Source organism: Clostridium sp. AM27-31LB (assembly GCF_003480745.1).
Taxonomy (GTDB): domain Bacteria; phylum Bacillota; class Clostridia; order Lachnospirales; family Lachnospiraceae; genus Butyribacter; species Butyribacter intestini.
On record NZ_QUJS01000005.1, the window covers coordinates 107,663 to 124,506 of the forward strand.

At 38.1% G+C, this 16,844-nt stretch carries 12 protein-coding genes; all 12 read right to left on the bottom strand.

Annotated features, from left to right (window positions below):
- Window positions 1-130: 130 nt before the first annotated feature.
- On the bottom strand, window positions 131-1,876 hold the full coding sequence (locus DW721_RS08940; RefSeq protein WP_118745530.1) for an ABC transporter ATP-binding protein: 1,746 nt from the start codon (window positions 1,874-1,876) through the stop codon (window positions 131-133).
- Window positions 1,876-3,741: an ABC transporter ATP-binding protein gene (locus DW721_RS08945; RefSeq protein WP_118745531.1), complete on the bottom strand. Its 1,866-nt coding sequence runs from the start codon at window positions 3,739-3,741 to the stop codon at window positions 1,876-1,878. Before DW721_RS08945 ends, DW721_RS08940 begins: the two co-directional genes overlap by 1 nt.
- Before the next feature lie 325 nt (window positions 3,742-4,066).
- Entirely contained in the window at window positions 4,067-5,209 is a 1,143-nt protein-coding gene (locus DW721_RS08950) for a class I SAM-dependent RNA methyltransferase (protein WP_118745532.1), read from the bottom strand.
- A 70-nt stretch (window positions 5,210-5,279) separates the two neighbouring features.
- Window positions 5,280-5,636: a hypothetical protein gene (locus DW721_RS08955; RefSeq protein WP_022013795.1), complete on the bottom strand. Its 357-nt coding sequence runs from the start codon at window positions 5,634-5,636 to the stop codon at window positions 5,280-5,282.
- The gene (radA, locus tag DW721_RS08960; RefSeq protein WP_022013794.1) at window positions 5,637-7,019 is read right to left on the bottom strand and encodes a DNA repair protein RadA; all 1,383 of its coding nucleotides are present in this window, start codon (window positions 7,017-7,019) and stop codon (window positions 5,637-5,639) included.
- A 91-nt stretch (window positions 7,020-7,110) separates the two neighbouring features.
- Entirely contained in the window at window positions 7,111-7,524 is a 414-nt protein-coding gene (locus DW721_RS08965; RefSeq protein WP_055944836.1) for a hypothetical protein, read from the bottom strand.
- Between the two features lie 468 nt (window positions 7,525-7,992).
- The gene (locus DW721_RS08970; RefSeq protein ID WP_118745533.1) at window positions 7,993-10,443 is read right to left on the bottom strand and encodes an ATP-dependent Clp protease ATP-binding subunit; all 2,451 of its coding nucleotides are present in this window, start codon (window positions 10,441-10,443) and stop codon (window positions 7,993-7,995) included.
- A gap of 128 nt (window positions 10,444-10,571) precedes the next feature.
- Window positions 10,572-11,972 (bottom strand): cohesin domain-containing protein, encoded by a 1,401-nt coding sequence (locus DW721_RS08975; protein WP_118745534.1) that lies wholly within the window; start codon window positions 11,970-11,972, stop codon window positions 10,572-10,574.
- Between the two features lie 35 nt (window positions 11,973-12,007).
- The gene (locus DW721_RS08980; RefSeq protein ID WP_118745535.1) at window positions 12,008-14,221 is read right to left on the bottom strand and encodes an SH3 domain-containing protein; all 2,214 of its coding nucleotides are present in this window, start codon (window positions 14,219-14,221) and stop codon (window positions 12,008-12,010) included.
- Window positions 14,222-14,350: 129 nt separating this feature from the next.
- Window positions 14,351-15,229: an Hsp33 family molecular chaperone HslO gene (hslO, locus tag DW721_RS08985; protein WP_022013789.1), complete on the bottom strand. Its 879-nt coding sequence runs from the start codon at window positions 15,227-15,229 to the stop codon at window positions 14,351-14,353.
- Window positions 15,230-15,333: 104 nt separating this feature from the next.
- A complete protein-coding gene (locus tag DW721_RS08990) occupies window positions 15,334-16,212 on the bottom strand; it encodes a class I SAM-dependent methyltransferase (protein ID WP_118745536.1) in 879 nt (292 codons plus the stop codon).
- Window positions 16,213-16,255: 43 nt separating this feature from the next.
- Window positions 16,256-16,834: a hypothetical protein gene (locus tag DW721_RS08995; RefSeq protein ID WP_118745537.1), complete on the bottom strand. Its 579-nt coding sequence runs from the start codon at window positions 16,832-16,834 to the stop codon at window positions 16,256-16,258.
- Between the last annotated feature and the right edge of the window lie 10 nt (window positions 16,835-16,844).

Sequence of the window (16,844 nt, forward strand, 5' to 3'; positions counted from 1 at the left end):
ACTGCTTAAAGCTTAGTCATGTCGTTTGGGTCAGGCTATTCGCCTTGATACAAGATACAGATATTGTTTTCTGCAAACAAGTTTGCAAAACTATATCTGTATCTTGTATTCTGTGTGAATTGTGACTTTTTTACGCAAACTGACTATTATAAAGATTATAATAAAATCCTTTTTTCTTAAGCAGTTCATCATGATTGCCCTGCTCTATTATATTTCCGTCTTTCATTACAAGTATAATATCCGCATTCTGTATCGTCGAAAGCCTGTGTGCAACTATAAAACTTGTTCTTCCCTCCATCAGCTTTCCAAATGCGTTTTGTATCTTTATCTCAGTTCTTGTATCTATTGACGATGTTGCCTCATCAAGTATGAGCATTGGCGGTTTTAAGAGCATTACTCTTGTGATACAGAGAAGCTGCTTCTGTCCCTGTGACAATGTGTCTCCGTCCTCTTTTATCACCGTGTCATAACCGTTTGCAAGTCTTTTTATAAAGCTGTGTGCGTGGGTTGCTTTTGCCGCCGCGATTACTTCTTCTTTTGTCGCATCCGGTTTTCCCATAACGATATTTTCAAATATAGTACCGTCTTTAAGCCAAGTCTCCTGAAGCACCATTCCTATGTTTTTCCTGAGACTTGCCCTTGTGAGATGTCTTATGTCTGTTCCGTCTACTTTTATGCTTCCCTCATTTACATCATAAAATCTCATCAAAAGATTTATAAGCGTTGTTTTTCCGCAGCCGGTAGGTCCTACTATTGCAACTCTCTGTCCCGGTTTTACATCAAGGTTAAAGTCGGTGATAAGTTTTTTGTCCTCGACATATGAGAAGTAAACTCCTGAAAGTTCCACCTCTCCTTTTACTCCGGTAAGCTCAACGGCATCATCGTCCTCCGGTATCTGAGGTTCTTCGTCGATAAGTTCAAGAACTCTCGCCGCACACGCAATGGCATTCTGAAGTTCCGTTACTACGCCTGAAATCTCATTGAACGGCTTTGTGTACTGGTTAGCATAACCTAAAAAGCATGATAACATTCCCACTGAAAGATACCCGTTTAATGCGAAAAATGCTCCAGTCACTCCTACTCCTGCATACACGATATTGTTGACAAATCTTGTTGCCGGATTTGTTATTGATGAGAAGAATGTTGCCTGAAGTGAATATTTTTGAAGTCTCTTGTTTATATCGTCAAACTTATCAAGTGCTTCTTTCTCGTGTCCGTATGCCTGCACAACTTTCTGGTTTCCTACCATCTCATCTATAAGTGCTGTCTGCTCTCCTCTTGTTGCCGATTGCAATTTAAACATAGTGTATGTCTTTCTAGCAATAAAACTCGCAACAAAAAATGACAACGGCGTTACAATTACAACGACAAGTGTTATCCATACATTGAGGCTTAACATAAAGATAAGCGTTCCAAGTATCGTAAGCACTCCCGTAAATGCCTGTGTAAATCCCATAAGAAGTCCGTCTGCAAACTGGTCGGCATCTGCGATAACCCTGCTCACAACATCACCTGACGGATGTCCGTCAATATATTTTAATGGAAGTATCTGAATTTTTTCAAACGCATCTTTTCTTATATCCCTTACAACATTGTAAGTTATCTTGTTGTTGCAAATATTCATAAGCCACTGTGCAAGTGCCGTAAACGCTATTATAACTACCATCTTCTTTAAAATAGCCATAAGTCCGGTAAATTTGACAGCATCTTTTCCGAGCATCAGGTCAACTGCATTACCCGTAAGTATAGGAAGATAAAGTGTAAGCACTACCGTTACCGCTGCGAGTATCAGTGAAAAAGCTATATAAATGTTGTATTTTTTTGTATATTTCAAAACACGCTTTATTGTTTCCCACTGTGATTTTTTCTTTTCCATTATGCTGACACCTCCTCATCTGCTTTTTTATCTTTAAACTGTGACATATAAATTTCATGGTAAACTTCACAATTTTCAAGAAGTTCGTCATGAGTTCCTTTTCCAACGACTTTTCCGTCGTCGAGTACAAGTATCATATCGGCGTGCTTTATTGACGATGTTCTCTGCGATACGATAAATGTTGTCGGCTCATAACCAAGCTGTTTAAGTGATTTTCTGAGTTTCGCATCAGTTGCAAAATCAAGTGCTGACGCACTGTCATCTAATATAAGGACTTTTGGTCGTCTTACAAGTGCTCTTGCAATCGTAAATCTCTGTTTTTGTCCACCTGAAAGATTGCGTCCGCTCTGCTCTATCATATAATCAAGACCGCCCTCTTTGCCTGCGACTATCTCTGCCGCCTGTGCATTTTCAAGTGCAAAATTTATCTCGTCATCGGTTGCCTTATCATTTCCCCACTTCATGTTTTCTCTTATGCTGCCTTTAAATAACACGGCTTTCTGCATAACGATACCGACAATACTTCTTACTTCTGATACTTTATAATCTTTTACATTTTTTCCGTCGATAAGAACTTTTCCTGCGGTCGCATCATAAAATCTCGGTATAAGGTTTACAAGTGAAGATTTTCCTGAACCTGTTCCTCCTATGATACCTATAGTCGAGCCGGCATTAGCCGTAAATGATATGTTTTCAAGTGACTTATCCCCTGCACCTTTATATGTCAGGTCTACATTTTCAAATACAACCTCTGCACCTTTTGCATTTTTATCTGCTGAATTATTACTTAAGTCTTTTCCTAAAGCTATCGTATTTTTCATATCATTATTCGTATCAGATTTAAGCTCACCACTTTTTGCACTATCCGTATCTTTTAAACTTATGTTTTCTTCATCCTCCGAAACAAAATCATCCGTAATCGACGGTTTCATCTCAAATACAGTCTGTATTCTTTTTCCACAGGCAACAGCCTTTGTAGAAAGCACAATGGTATTTGCAAGTTTTATAAGTTCAACAAGAATCTGTGACATATAATTAACGAGTGCAATAACTTTTCCCTGTGTGAGAACTCCTCCGTCAACTCTTATCGCACCGACATACAAAAGTACGACAAGTGCTACATTCAAAAAGATATATGTCACCGGATTTGTAAGTGCTGATATTTTTCCTACAAGAAGCTGTAGATTTGTAAGTATCTGATTTTCATTGTTGAAATCTTCTTTTTCCGCTTCCTCTTTGTCAAATGCCCTGATAACACGCACACCCGTAAGATTTTGTCTTGTCCTGCCTAGAATACCATCAAGTCCTGCCTGAACTTTTCTGTAAAGCGGCATACTGACAGCCATTATTCCAAGTACGACAATGGCAAGGATGGGGATAACAACAGCAAACACTATTGCAGCTTTTATATCAACCGTAAATGCCATGACTGCTGCACCAAACACAATAAATGGCGAGCGCAGGAACAGTCTGAGTGCCATATTTACACCTGACTGCATCTGGTTTATATCACTTGTCATTCTTGTAATAAGAGTTGAGATACCGACCGTATCCATCTCCGTAAATGAAAGTGACTCAATATGTTTAAAAAGTCCGTGTCTCAAATTTGTGGCAAATCCTACTGCTGCCTTAGCCGCAAAATATTGTGCAGTTATCGAACTTAAAAGTCCGACCGCTGCTAAAAGTATCAGGACACCGCCGTAGACAAGTATAAAATGAGAATCACTTTTTGCGATTCCTTCATCAATTATCTTTGCCATCACGATAGGCACCGTAAGATCAAAACAGGCCTCTAACAGCTTGAATAAAGGACCGAGGACACATTCCTTTTTGTAATCCTTTATATACTTTAATAATTCCTTCATGTTTTCCTCCATCTCTAAAGTCTTGTGGATTGCTGTATTGCTACGCAATTTATTTATTGTCGCACAGGCTGACAGCTAATGTCAAGCTGTGCAGCGATAAGAGCAGTATGTCTTGCCACACCTGAAAAGCAATAATTCTGCCACATCTAAAAGCAATATTTTAGGGAACTCTATTATAAAATAAAGTTCCCCTGTTCAGATTATTTCTATTCGCCCCAAAAATCAGCAGACTCCTGTGTTCTGCCTGATATTCCAAATAATATTAACATTATTATACTATATACATCTTTTTTTGCAACATAATTAACACGCGAATTTTACAGCACTATCTTCTCGGCGGCTTTGGTCCCATATACTGATAAAAATATGTTTTCATCATGCCGTTATATATCTTGCGGTTTTTGTCCGCTTTCCTGCCGATGTACTTTTCAGCCTGCTCATAAGCTGTTATAAGATACATTGACCATGAGTCAAGACTTCTATAGACATTTCCTATCTCTTTATAAAGTAAAGGCATTTCGTCAGGTTCATCGAGTCGTCTTCCGTATGGTGGATTTGTTATGATAAAACCATATTTCTTGCGGTGGCTCGTCTGGTTTAACGGTCGTCTCTGGAAATGAACAAGATGGTCCACCTCCGCATTTCTCGCATTTTCCATTGCTGCTTTTATCGCATTTTCACTTATATCGTAGCCCTGTATATCCATCTCTATGTCTCTGATTATCATATCCTCGGCTTCATCGATGGCATCATACCACTCTTTTTTAGGAATGATATGTGTCCATTCCTCTGAGATAAACGAACGGTTCATGCCCGGTGCGATATTTGCTCCTATCATTGCCGCTTCAATAGGAAATGTACCGCTTCCGCAGAACGGGTCGAGCAGTATGCGTTCTTTATTCCACGGTGTGAGCATGATAAGCGCCGCTGCAAGCGTCTCCGTAATCGGTGCTTTTACGGTGGCAAGACGATAACCTCTCTTGTGAAGTGACTCTCCCGATGTGTCAAGCCCCACCACTACTTCATCTTTCATTATAGTTACCCTCACCGGATAACTTGCTCCATCCTCCTGAAACCAACTTACATTATATTTGGATTTAAGTCTGTCAACCATTGCCTTTTTCATAATGGACTGTATGTCTGACGGACTGAATAACTTACTTTTTATGGATGTGGCTTTCGTAACCCAGAACTTTCCGTTTTCAGGAATGTAATTTTCCCACGGCAGTGCTTTTGTCCCCTCAAAGAGTTCATCAAATGTAGTTGCCTTAAAGCTGCCTATCTTAAGCAGTATTCTTTCTGTTGTTCTAAGAAATATATTTGCACGGCAGATTGCATCTGAATCTCCCGTAAATGTCACTTTTCCATCTTCCACTTTTACTATCTCGTATCCGAGTCGTATTATCTCTTTCTTTAAAACCGCTTCCAGTCCAAAATGACATGGTGCGATAAATTCATATTTTCCCACGATTATCTCCATTCCTATAATATCTTTTACAAGTATCACATTTTAATAAAATATATATTTAATATAAAAATCAAAACATTCCGTCACCGGATATGGCATACAGATAATCAACTATCTGCCTGATAGAATCTACAGTTTCTCTCTGATATACAGTTTCTTTTTCCAATTCATGAGATACATTGTTTACTTCAAATGAAGTCTCCAAAAGCTGATTAAAAATGCTTTCAACTCCCTGTAATGCTTCTTCTTTATCTTTTTCATCACCTGTCTTGAAAGCTGCAAACAGTTCTCTGGCATCACTAAGTAATGTAACTATACGGTCAGTTATATTTATTGAATCAAATGACATCTGTTCAAGATTCATCATTGTATTTTCCATTCTCTCCAATACAACTTCCGTAGTTTTTTCTGTTTCCTTCAACTCCATTTATATTTCCTCCAGCAATTCATATATACTCTTAACTCCTACAAGTTTCATCCCTTTTAACTGTGAACTGTCAATACTTAAACTTTCACAATTTACTTTAGGCATAATACATCTGTCAAAACCAAGTTTTGCAGCTTCGAGAACTCTCTGCTCTGCCTGGTTTACTGCTCTTACCTCGCCTACAAGTCCAACCTCGCCAAAACATATCGTCTTACTGTCAATAGCTATATTTTTATAACTTGAAAGAACAGCAAGAACTATGCCCATGTCAAGTGCAGGCTCATTTATCCTCATACCTCCTGCGACATTTATATATGCGTCGCAGTCGCCCAGATGCAGCCCTATCCTTTTTTCCATTACTGCCAATAGAAGATTTACCCTGTTATAATCAGTACCCGCTGATGTTCTTCTAGGCATATTAAAATTAGTGCGGCACACAAGTGCCTGTACCTCAACAAGTATCGGTCTTGTCCCCTCTATAGAACACGCAACGACCGACCCGGCTTCATTTTCAGGCTTTCCCTGAAGCATATATTCAGATGGATTTAAAACTTCCCTAAGCCCATCTGCACGCATCTCAAATACACCGATCTCATTTGTCGAACCAAATCTGTTCTTTACTCCTCTTAAAAATCTGAACGATGCACCACCGTCTCCCTCAAAATAAAGCACCGTATCTACCATATGTTCGAGAACCCTCGGACCTGCCACCACACCTTCTTTTGTAACATGGCCGACGATAAATACCGTTATATGAAGCCCCTTTGCTATCCTCATAAGAATACTTGTAGCTTCCCTTACCTGGCTTACGCTTCCTGGTGCAGAGCCTACATCTTCCCTATACATAGTTTGTATCGAGTCTATTATGACAACATCAGGCATCATGTCAGTTATGCTGTTTGATATTATATCAAGATCCGTCTCACACAATATGGAAATGTCTCTAGAAAATGTTCCAAGTCTCTCTGCTCTCATTTTTATCTGGCGAAGTGATTCCTCACCTGATACATAGAGAACTTTTTTACCCTCATCCGAAAGATTTCTGCACATCTGAAGCAAAAGTGTTGATTTTCCTATGCCGGGATCACCTCCCACGAGCACAAGCGAACCGACAACAATACCTCCTCCGAGAACTCTGTCCATCTCTGATATTTTTGTACTTATTCTGTTTTCATCATCTGTGGTAACATTAGAAAGCAGCGTCGGAACTGCATCCTTTTTAGTCGCAGAAACGGTACCCGAAACTCCCGGTACCGCTTTTGCAACTGGTTCTTCAACAAATGAATCCCACTCATGACATCCGGGACACTGTCCAAGCCACTTAGATGATTCATATCCGCACTGCTTACAGAAAAAAACCGTCTTTTTTTTAGATTTTGCCATACTTATCCTCATTATCGGCTGCTGTCCACACTTATGCGTGAACAGCTATGATTATTGTGTCATATTACACTACTTGGCAAGTTTATAAATATTACAACTTAACAACCTGAATCTTATACTGCTTTTCAGGCTCTACCTCTATGCTTATACTAATCTTTCCAGCAAGATTTGACTTCATTTTACCGATATTTGTACCATCTACAAATACTTTATATTCTGTATCAGGCTCAAGTTCAACCGTAATAGAACTGTCCTCCCAGCCCTCTACCATGAAACTCATTTCACTATCAGTATTCTTCATCTCAGTTACAACAGTTCCCGGTACTGATTCATAAACGAACAATCCGTTTTTCTCAAGTTTTGTTATCTCTTTAAAGGTCTTTACCTTATATAAATCTCCCTCATACTCAAAATCAGATTTCTTCTGTTTTGTGTCAAACTCAAAGTTTCCAAAACTTAATGTTCCGTCGTTCTCCTTGCGAATCAATTCCTTTATAACAGCCATAATCTTTCCTCCTATGTCCTTTTATTTTGACGAAATAATTATACGGAATGAATAAGCGTTTCACTCATATTTTCTTTCCGCTTATTGTATTTTGCTTTAAGTAACAATTCATCATTTCTTTTATGACTGAACTGTTACTGATTCACTCTTAGAATATCACATTTTGTTGCAATTTGCAAAAAAATATATCGGATTTTAGTCACTTTTTTGTAACAAGTTCAGCCATAAAAATATAATCGGTAATATCTGAGCTTGCTCATTGTATTGCTGATTATATTTTTATGGTAGAATAGCCTTTCATTTATTACATGAGGTAAACATAAGCTGCGTAGCAGCGACTGACATTTTACCGGCAGATTTATGAATGTAATAAATGGAAGGCTGAACTGTTATCACTTTTTTATAATTTTGATTTCCGTTGTCAAGTTGTCTAAAACAAATCGATTTGTTTGAAGCTGCAGCTATTTTCTACTGTCCCACTGATATGATTATCTTTTTCTCAGTTTCATCATAATCAACATTTACTTTCTCTCCCGCCTTAACTTCTCCTGCAAGAAGTTTATCTGCAAGAAGATCTTCTATCTCTGTCTGTATTACTCTTCTTATAGGTCTTGCACCATAATTTTTGTCAAATCCTTTGTCTGCAATATATTCTACTGCTTTCTCTGATACAGCAAGATTTATACGCATCTGTGCATTGGTTCTGCTGCTAAGGTTTCTGAGCAGTATTCTTACTATCTCTTTGAGATTTTCTTTTGTGAGCATATGGAATACAAGTACTTCATCAATTCTGTTTATAAACTCAGGCTTGAAGATTTTCTTTACTTCATCCATAACGCCCTCTTTCATCTTTTTGTAATCGGCTTCCTCACTGTCGTCAGTACCAAAACCAAGGCGGCTAGGCGATACTATACGCTGTGCACCTGCATTTGAAGTCATAATGATGATAGTATTCTTAAAACTTACCTTTCTTCCCTGTGCATCCGTAACATGACCATCTTCAAGTATCTGAAGAAGAATGTTAAATACATCAGGATGAGCCTTTTCGATTTCGTCAAAGAGTACGACTGAATAAGGATGTCTCCTCACTTTTTCGCTTAACTGACCACCCTCTTCATATCCTACATATCCCGGAGGTGAACCAATCATTTTTGAAACACTGTGTTTCTCCATATATTCGGACATATCAACTCTTATTATCTCATTTTCTTTTCCGAATACAGCTTCAGCAAGTGCCTTTGAAAGTTCCGTTTTTCCTACACCTGTAGGTCCTAAGAAAAGGAATGAGCCTATCGGTCTGTTCGGATCTTTAAGCCCTACCCTTCCTCGTCTCACAGCTTTTGATACTGCTTCGATAGCTTCTTCCTGTCCGACTACTCTCTCATGAAGTATGCTCTCAAGTTTTTTTAGGCGCTCTGTCTCTTCCTCCTGAAGCTTTTGAACCGGTATTTTTGTCCAGTCGGCGATAACCGCTGCCACATCATTTTCATCCACACATACTTCTTTTCTGTTTTTCTCTTTCTCTATGTCAGTGCGAAGTTTTTCAAGTCTTTTTTCTGCATCAGACTGCATTTTCTTTAGCTCTCCGGCATGGGCATAATCTTCATTTCTAATGGCATCCTCTTTTTCTTTTTCCCACCTTAATATATCTTCTTCAAGCTCACGGAGCTCAGGTGTTGAAAGGTATCTGCTAAGACTAACTCTAGCCCCAGCCTCGTCAATAACATCTATCGCCTTGTCAGGAAGAAATCTGTCATTTACATATCTCTCAGACATTTTTACTGCCGATACTATGGCACTGTCACTTATCTTTACTCCGTGGTGCTCCTCATATCTCTCTTTAAGACCTGCAAGTATCGCAATAGTCTCCTCCGTGTCCGGCTCACTTACATCTACCGGCTGAAAACGGCGTTCTAAAGCTGCATCTTTTTCTATATACTTGCGGTACTCGTCTAGCGTTGTTGCTCCGATAAGCTGAAGTTCACCTCTTGCAAGTGACGGCTTTAATATGTTTGCCGCATCAAGTGCACCCTCTGCACCACCTGCTCCGATAATAGTGTGTATCTCATCTATAAATAAAAGAATATTTCCCGACTGTGTAACTTCTCTTACAGCCCTTTTTATCCTCTCCTCAAACTCTCCTCTGTATTTTGAACCTGCGACCATTCCTGAAAGATCAAGTGTGAGCACCTTTTTGTCCTTAATAATATCAGGCACATCACCTGCCGCAATCTTTTGTGCAAGTCCCTCAACTACTGCCGTCTTTCCGACACCCGGTTCTCCGACAAGACACGGATTGTTCTTTGTTCTTCTGCTGAGTATCTCTATAAGTCTTGTAATCTCTCTGTCCCTGCCTATGACCGGATCAAGTTTTCCGTCTTTTGCATACTCGGTAAGATTTCTGCTGTACTGGTCAAGCATCGGTGTTGCAGATTTATTCCTTCTGCTTTTCTGCATCATATACTCATTTTTGGCACTGTTTACATCCTGCCCCGTCGCCGTAAGAAGATCCACATAGAGTTTCTGGACATTTATCCCTCTCGTATTGAGAAGTCTTACTCCAAGACACTCCGTCTCTTTAAGCATTGCAATAAGGATATGCTCTGTTCCCGCCTGAGCTGAGCCTAATCTCTCCGCCTCGGTTATGCTGTTTTCAATAATCTTTCTGGCTCTTGGTGTATATTGCGGTCTTTCTGCCACCGCTACTCCCTCGCCTGTTTCAATCATTTCCTCTATAAGAACCCTGAGTTTTTCTTCCTCCACTCCGTTCTCACGCATAACCTCTGCTGCAACACCCTTAGTTTTTACAAGTGCTATAAGCAGATGTTCAGTTCCAATATAACCGTGTCCAAATGATTTTGCGACACTCAACGAATTATCAAGTGCTTTTTGTGCACTTTTGGTAAATTTATTTCGCATACGCTCAAAACTCCTTCATTTTATTAGTCTGCCTGCAACAGCTAAGTCTTTAATTTCTTATATCCATAAATCTGTAACCAGGCTGTCAACCGCTGCTATACGGCTTTCTTATTTCATAATTTTTACTCTCATTCTCTATGCCAATAATGCGTAATGTTGTTACTTTTTTCCTCAAACGAATCCAAATCTGTTTTTTCGTTATTATCTCCCAACATCTCTTTTTCTGATATATCTGTTCCTGATACATCTTTTTTTGACATACCATCTTTTAGACTGTCAAATTTCGGCATATTTTCACCATATATGTGTTTTATCTTTCCCATATATTCTATTGTATCTGTGCTGTCAACAGTTCCGGCATTATCAATACCACCGGCACTGCCGTCTGAAATACCACCATATGCACTTATAATATTATTATTCTGCCGATAATGCAAATATATTGTTATCATTCCTATAAACATCAACAGACATATGATAACCATTATTCCCACAATATATTTCATCGTCTTTAATTTTGTTTCACTGACAGAATCTGAACCTACAACAGTATTTCCGATACTTTCTTTGTACCATGCTTTTACTTTATCATAGGGCATAAAGCTGTCATTTTCCGTATCATACAGATAAAACTCCGGCTCCTGTCTTCCGCATTTACAATATATAAGTACAAATTTATGCTCAAGATTATCTTCGGTGGCATATGCCGTTATGACATGACCACTTAGAACTATCTCTGTTTTTCCAAACCCTGTCGGAATATCCTTGTCATTCTCTAGCGGAACAACCTTATATTCTTCATTATAATGAATGGTTATAACGCTGTTCTGATATGTTGCGGTCACACTCTTAACCGCATCTTTTGTAGTATTTTTTTTATCATCAGCGTTTATTTTTTTCTTTTTCGTTTTAGGTTTCGGACTTTCACTCGGCTTTATATCATCTTTCGCAGACTCATCATTATTTTTTTTGCCATCGTAAGGTTTTTCTGTCCCTGCCGGTTCTTTACCGTCAGGCTCTTTATTGTCATTTTTTTTGGGTGCATCCGCTTTTTTAGCACTCTTACTCTTAACCATTATATTAAGTGTGTCGGAAGATACTGACATCTTTGAAGAATCTTCTGAATTATATACTGCATATGGCTGTTTTAATTCTATTGATGTACTGCCCTCTTTTCTCGCGACAAACTTAATGGAATATTTAAGACTGTTCACCCCGGTCTCCCTGCCTGTATCTTCTATTTGAAATCGGTTGTCATTGCCACTTGCAATACTCCCGCCTGTCATATACTGAAGGACTCTGCTGTCATAAGAAAAACTGCCCTCAAAGCCACTCATGGCATCAGATGAATTTACCGTGATTATCACATAAACTATATCCCCTTTTGAAACCTGACCGGATGATGCCCTTACCGACACCTCAGCACTTGCTGCACTCACATTTACAGCTTTGGTATTTATGCATACCATTAAAAAAAATAATGCAAATGCAAACTTATAAAATATATTGATTTTTCTTTCTTTTTTCAATCAAATCACCCCTGCCACCACTAATACAATATCATCTATTTTCGTGTCACAACAATTTTGTATTTTCTTGTATTTCCGCTTTCAGATTTCACTTTTACATAGAAAGTATTTGTCCCGACTTCAAGGCTCTTTATTCCTGTGCCTGTCATTGTCGAATGTTTGCTTACCTTTGAAGCACATATCTTTACACTTGAAACACTGTTGTTCACCGTCAGTGTATATGTCTTTGTTCCGTTATCTCCAAGCACAAACTTACTGTCAAACACATGATCTTTAATATAAAGCGTACTCAGATAATTGTTTGGATTCTTGCCACCGGACGGAACATCACATGCTTCCTCAGGCATATTATCATACACCGGTATTGAAAATACCATCGACATATTTTTATCTATCACACCATAAGCCGCAACTGTTTTTGTCGCCTCATTGTTTGGTGCTTCTATATTTCCCATATACTGATGATTATACCTGTTTTTAGCTGTGACATTAAATTTTTCAAGGTACAGAGTATTCTGTCCCATATTTATATAATTTTTTCCTATATACTGTGCACCGCCGACTAATGACTTGTATCTGTTATTCCACGGGCGAAGATAGGTCTTTCCCGTTTTCGCCCATTTCAATCCGTTTGCCACTGCACCTCCGGCAACAACACTGTTATTTGCACCGATATTATAAAAATTGTATATTCCTTTATATCCGGATACAGTTCCAGATACCGAGCTGCTCATTTTATTTGCATTTATTACAACCTCCTGCTTCACTCGTGACGCAAGATGATAAGGACTTACCTTAGATTTTTTTGCAGCCGTCATAAATGTTTTTGAATATTTGACACTCACATTTTTGCCGCTGCTCTTATATGTATATTTTTTATTATACATAGGTGTATTTTTTAAGATATTTTCAACACCCGACTGTGTCTGACTTCCCCTCTGATACTCAAGACTCTCAAACTGGAAAATTCCTCTTTCATCAAGGAAATTTCGCGGATCCATATAATATTTTACCGCTTTTTTTGATGCCGTAACCCAGGTACTTCCATCGTATGGTATATACCTGTCCTTTGTCCAGTCATAAGCCTTTGCTTCTGTCGATTTCCACGCATATGACTTATTTATACTCAAAAGATTAAGCCCTACCTTTGACTCATTATTTATGACCGTAGACCATTTTAAACCGGTCTTATAAGGCTTAAACTCCCAACATGGATATTTCTCATGAAGTTTTACAAGTTCCGTTATATAATCATCCGGAAAACCTGCCTTTTTCAGATTTTTCTTAAATTCGGCATTAGTTTCAGGTGCAGCTGTCGGCTTTTCCGTCACTTTAGGTGCTGCCGTTGCATCAGGTTTCTTTGAAGGTTTAGCTGTCACTGTCGGTTTCTTTGTCACTGCAGGTTTTTTTGTTGCACTTGCACTTTTCCCTTTGATTATCTGAAAATATACATTGTCAGCCAAAATATACCCTGTATATGTTATCTTTGCCGATATGAATTTCACCTTAAAATATCTTTTTGATGCGACCGTCTTTTCCCCTAAAATAACAAACTGGTCACCATTTTTTACAACTATTTCTCTGCCTGATGAATTGGTAATAACAATAGCCTTTCCCGGTGTTTTTAACATATTAAGATTTCTACTGCTCTTTGATATTCCCGGAAGTCCTGTCCCATATGAAACATTCACATTTTCTGCTGCTATATATCCCTTATAAGATGTTCCCTCATATACAAATAAAGCATAATACCATCTTTTCACTCCGGATTTTTTTTCAATGTATATTCTAACTTTTCTTTTTGAAGGAAGTGTGATTTTTTTGCCATCTTTTGTAAGATATTCCTTTTTTGCGTTAAGATTTTTTCTTACATTTGTCTCAGAAAACACATATCCTACTATTGAAGTATATGTTTTACCTGTTTTAAATTTTAAATATTTTTTATTTACATAACCGTTGAGATTTCTACTGTTTTGCGTAAATTTAATATGATACCAGTCTCCATTTTTTTCAATAACGATAACCTTCTGTCCATTTGACAGCACAACTGATGTTCCGCCTGCCTGTAATTTAGCATAAGCTGTCCCCGGTCCTTTTCGTACATTTAAATACCCATTCACATTTACGACACCTATCGCATATGCCTTAAGCTCTTTGTGACTCTTACCCGGATTCAAAAAAAGTAAAAAGCAAATAAATGCAACTGTAAAAAGTATATATTTTTTCTTTTTTAAAGGCTTTAAAGACATCTGAACATTATCTCCTTAATCTACGCTGTATATCTCTCAGTCGTTTCATGTATCTCATAATCGTTATCTGCTTGATTATCACAATACTTTTAATATATTTTTTCTGCCTGTTTGCTTAATCTAAAACAGTTATTTTATAAACTCTTTCAACTGCTCCGTATCAAATTTATAATGTGAGCCGCAGAACTGACAATTAACTTCTACCGGCTTACCGTCATCTATCATTTCCTGCAGTTCTTTTTTTCCCAGACTTGCTATAACCTTTGATACCCGCTCGAACGAACAGTCACATTTATACTGCGTAGGTACAGTTTCAAGTATCTCCACATCCATTCCCTCAAGTACATAATTCAAAATATCCTCAGGAGTCATGCCCTTATCAAGCATCTCTGTAACAGAATGAACTTCGCCAAGTCTTGCCTCCAGCTTGTCAATAACCTCATCATCTGTGTCCGGCATAACCTGAATTATAAAACCTCCTGCCTGACGCACATGATTATCCTTATCCATAAGAACTCCAAGACCCACCGAAGACGGAACCTGCTCAGATGTTGCAAAATAATATGTCAGGTCTTCTGCTATCTCACCTGATACAAGATGTGTCTGTCCATTGTAAGGCTCTCTAAGACCTATATCTTTTATAACATTTAAAAATCCCGGTCCGAGTGCACCCGAAACATCAAGCTTTCCCTGTGCATTTGGAGGAAGTATAACATTCGGATTGTTTACATATCCCTTTACATCTGCGTTTGAGTCAGCCGTAACAGTTATGCCGCCGATAGGACCACCACATTCTATCTGAAGTGTGAGTACATCTTTTTCACCTTTCATCATACTTCCCATAATTGAAGCTGCCGTAAGAAGTCTGCCGATAGCCGCTGTTGCAACCGGACTTGTGTTATGTATTTCCCTTGCTTTCTCAACAATATCCTTACTCGTTACCGCAAACGCTCTAAGCTGATGGTCTGCCGCTGTTGCCCTAACTATATAATCTTTATATTCACTCATTTTTAATCTCCGTTTCTATTTTTATATTATATTGGTAACAGTTCAGGCATAAAATGATAATAGACAATATAATGAGCTTATTCATTGTATTATTAGTTCTCATTTTACGCTGGAATAGTCTTTTTTTCAGGTCGCTGTGCCACGAAATAAATCCTCTCGCTGTCCTCTTTCGCCGCATTTTCCGTGAAAGCGTCATAGACCTCAAGACATGAAAGCCCCGCCTTTTCAAGACAATCTCTCACAAACTTAATATCATATGCCCTCTGGTGATGAATTTCTTCCGACCTTTCAAAAAGGTCGTTCTCATCATCAACAAGACTGTATATCGTAAGCAGATATTCATTGATGCCTGTATCCTTATGAAATTCATTTTCCCATATAAAACTTGCATCCTCTCTGTTCTCTGCAATCGTCCTGCTGCCAAGTATATTCTCATAAAAATGTCTCGTTTTCATGTCAAAAATAAAAATCCCTCCAAAATCAAGAAAAATCTTTACTTTTTTAAAAACCTTAAGCAGATCATTTTCATCCGTTATATAATTCATGCCGTCACAGACACACACCATAGCGGCGGCAGTACCGTAAAGGTCAAGTTCACGCATATCCTGATTTAAAAACAGTATCTCATTTTTACTCTCGCCTGTTTCCTGCTCCTGTGCGTTATACTCCATAGCATCCTTCAAACTATCAGACTTACTTTCACTTTCATATGGAATTTCATCAAAATCCTGACAGCAATACTTCTGCCTTGCAACCTCAAGCATCTCATATGACATATCGACACCTATCATATCATACCCGTCATCTGCAAGCAACTTTGTCATTGTACCTGTACCACAGGCAAGATCTGCCACTATTCCGTCTGTAACACCATATTTTATCAATAAACCATGAAGATAATCATGCCACTGTTCATAGGGAATGTTATCCATGAACTCATCATAGACATAGGCAAATTCTCCATATATCTCGTCCTGTTCCATAATATACCTCATTTTCTGTGTTTTTCATAGAGTTTTTCTTAACTTAATCATTAATCAAACGGCATTTCTTTTCATATTCTTCCAAAAATTCCTGTTTTCCAATAGTATGTATTTCTCTATATAAAAAGCCTTTGAATTTTTCAATTCCAAACAATATCCTTGTTTCTGGGTCTGCCTTTGCCAATTCTCCCATCTTATTTTTAAATTTTGAAAAGCCTTTACTCGGATTTTCTTTCTTTTCATCACTTATGGCATCGTCATTATAAACCACAAACAATACGGCTTTTTTCTTAATCTGGTTAATCGAATACTTTTCTTTCAGAAAAAAATAAGCCGTGTATATACTATCATACGCTTTAGGCGGTAAAGATTTTTTGGGTAATTGCGATTTTCTCGCATTTTTAAACTCAATAAACCAAAAGTCATCATCATCCGATAAGGCAAACGCATCTACTGAACTCAGACTTTTTTTACTTCTATATTCTTTACAGACATCTTCCGTATAAGCATCAAAATCATAAACTTTTACTTCACTTTCTATAAAGTCTATATTTTCATCACTTTTTGATGTTTCCTTTATTGTGCTTTCATATTGCTCCATAACATTTTTGTATTCTTTCATATATCGCCAT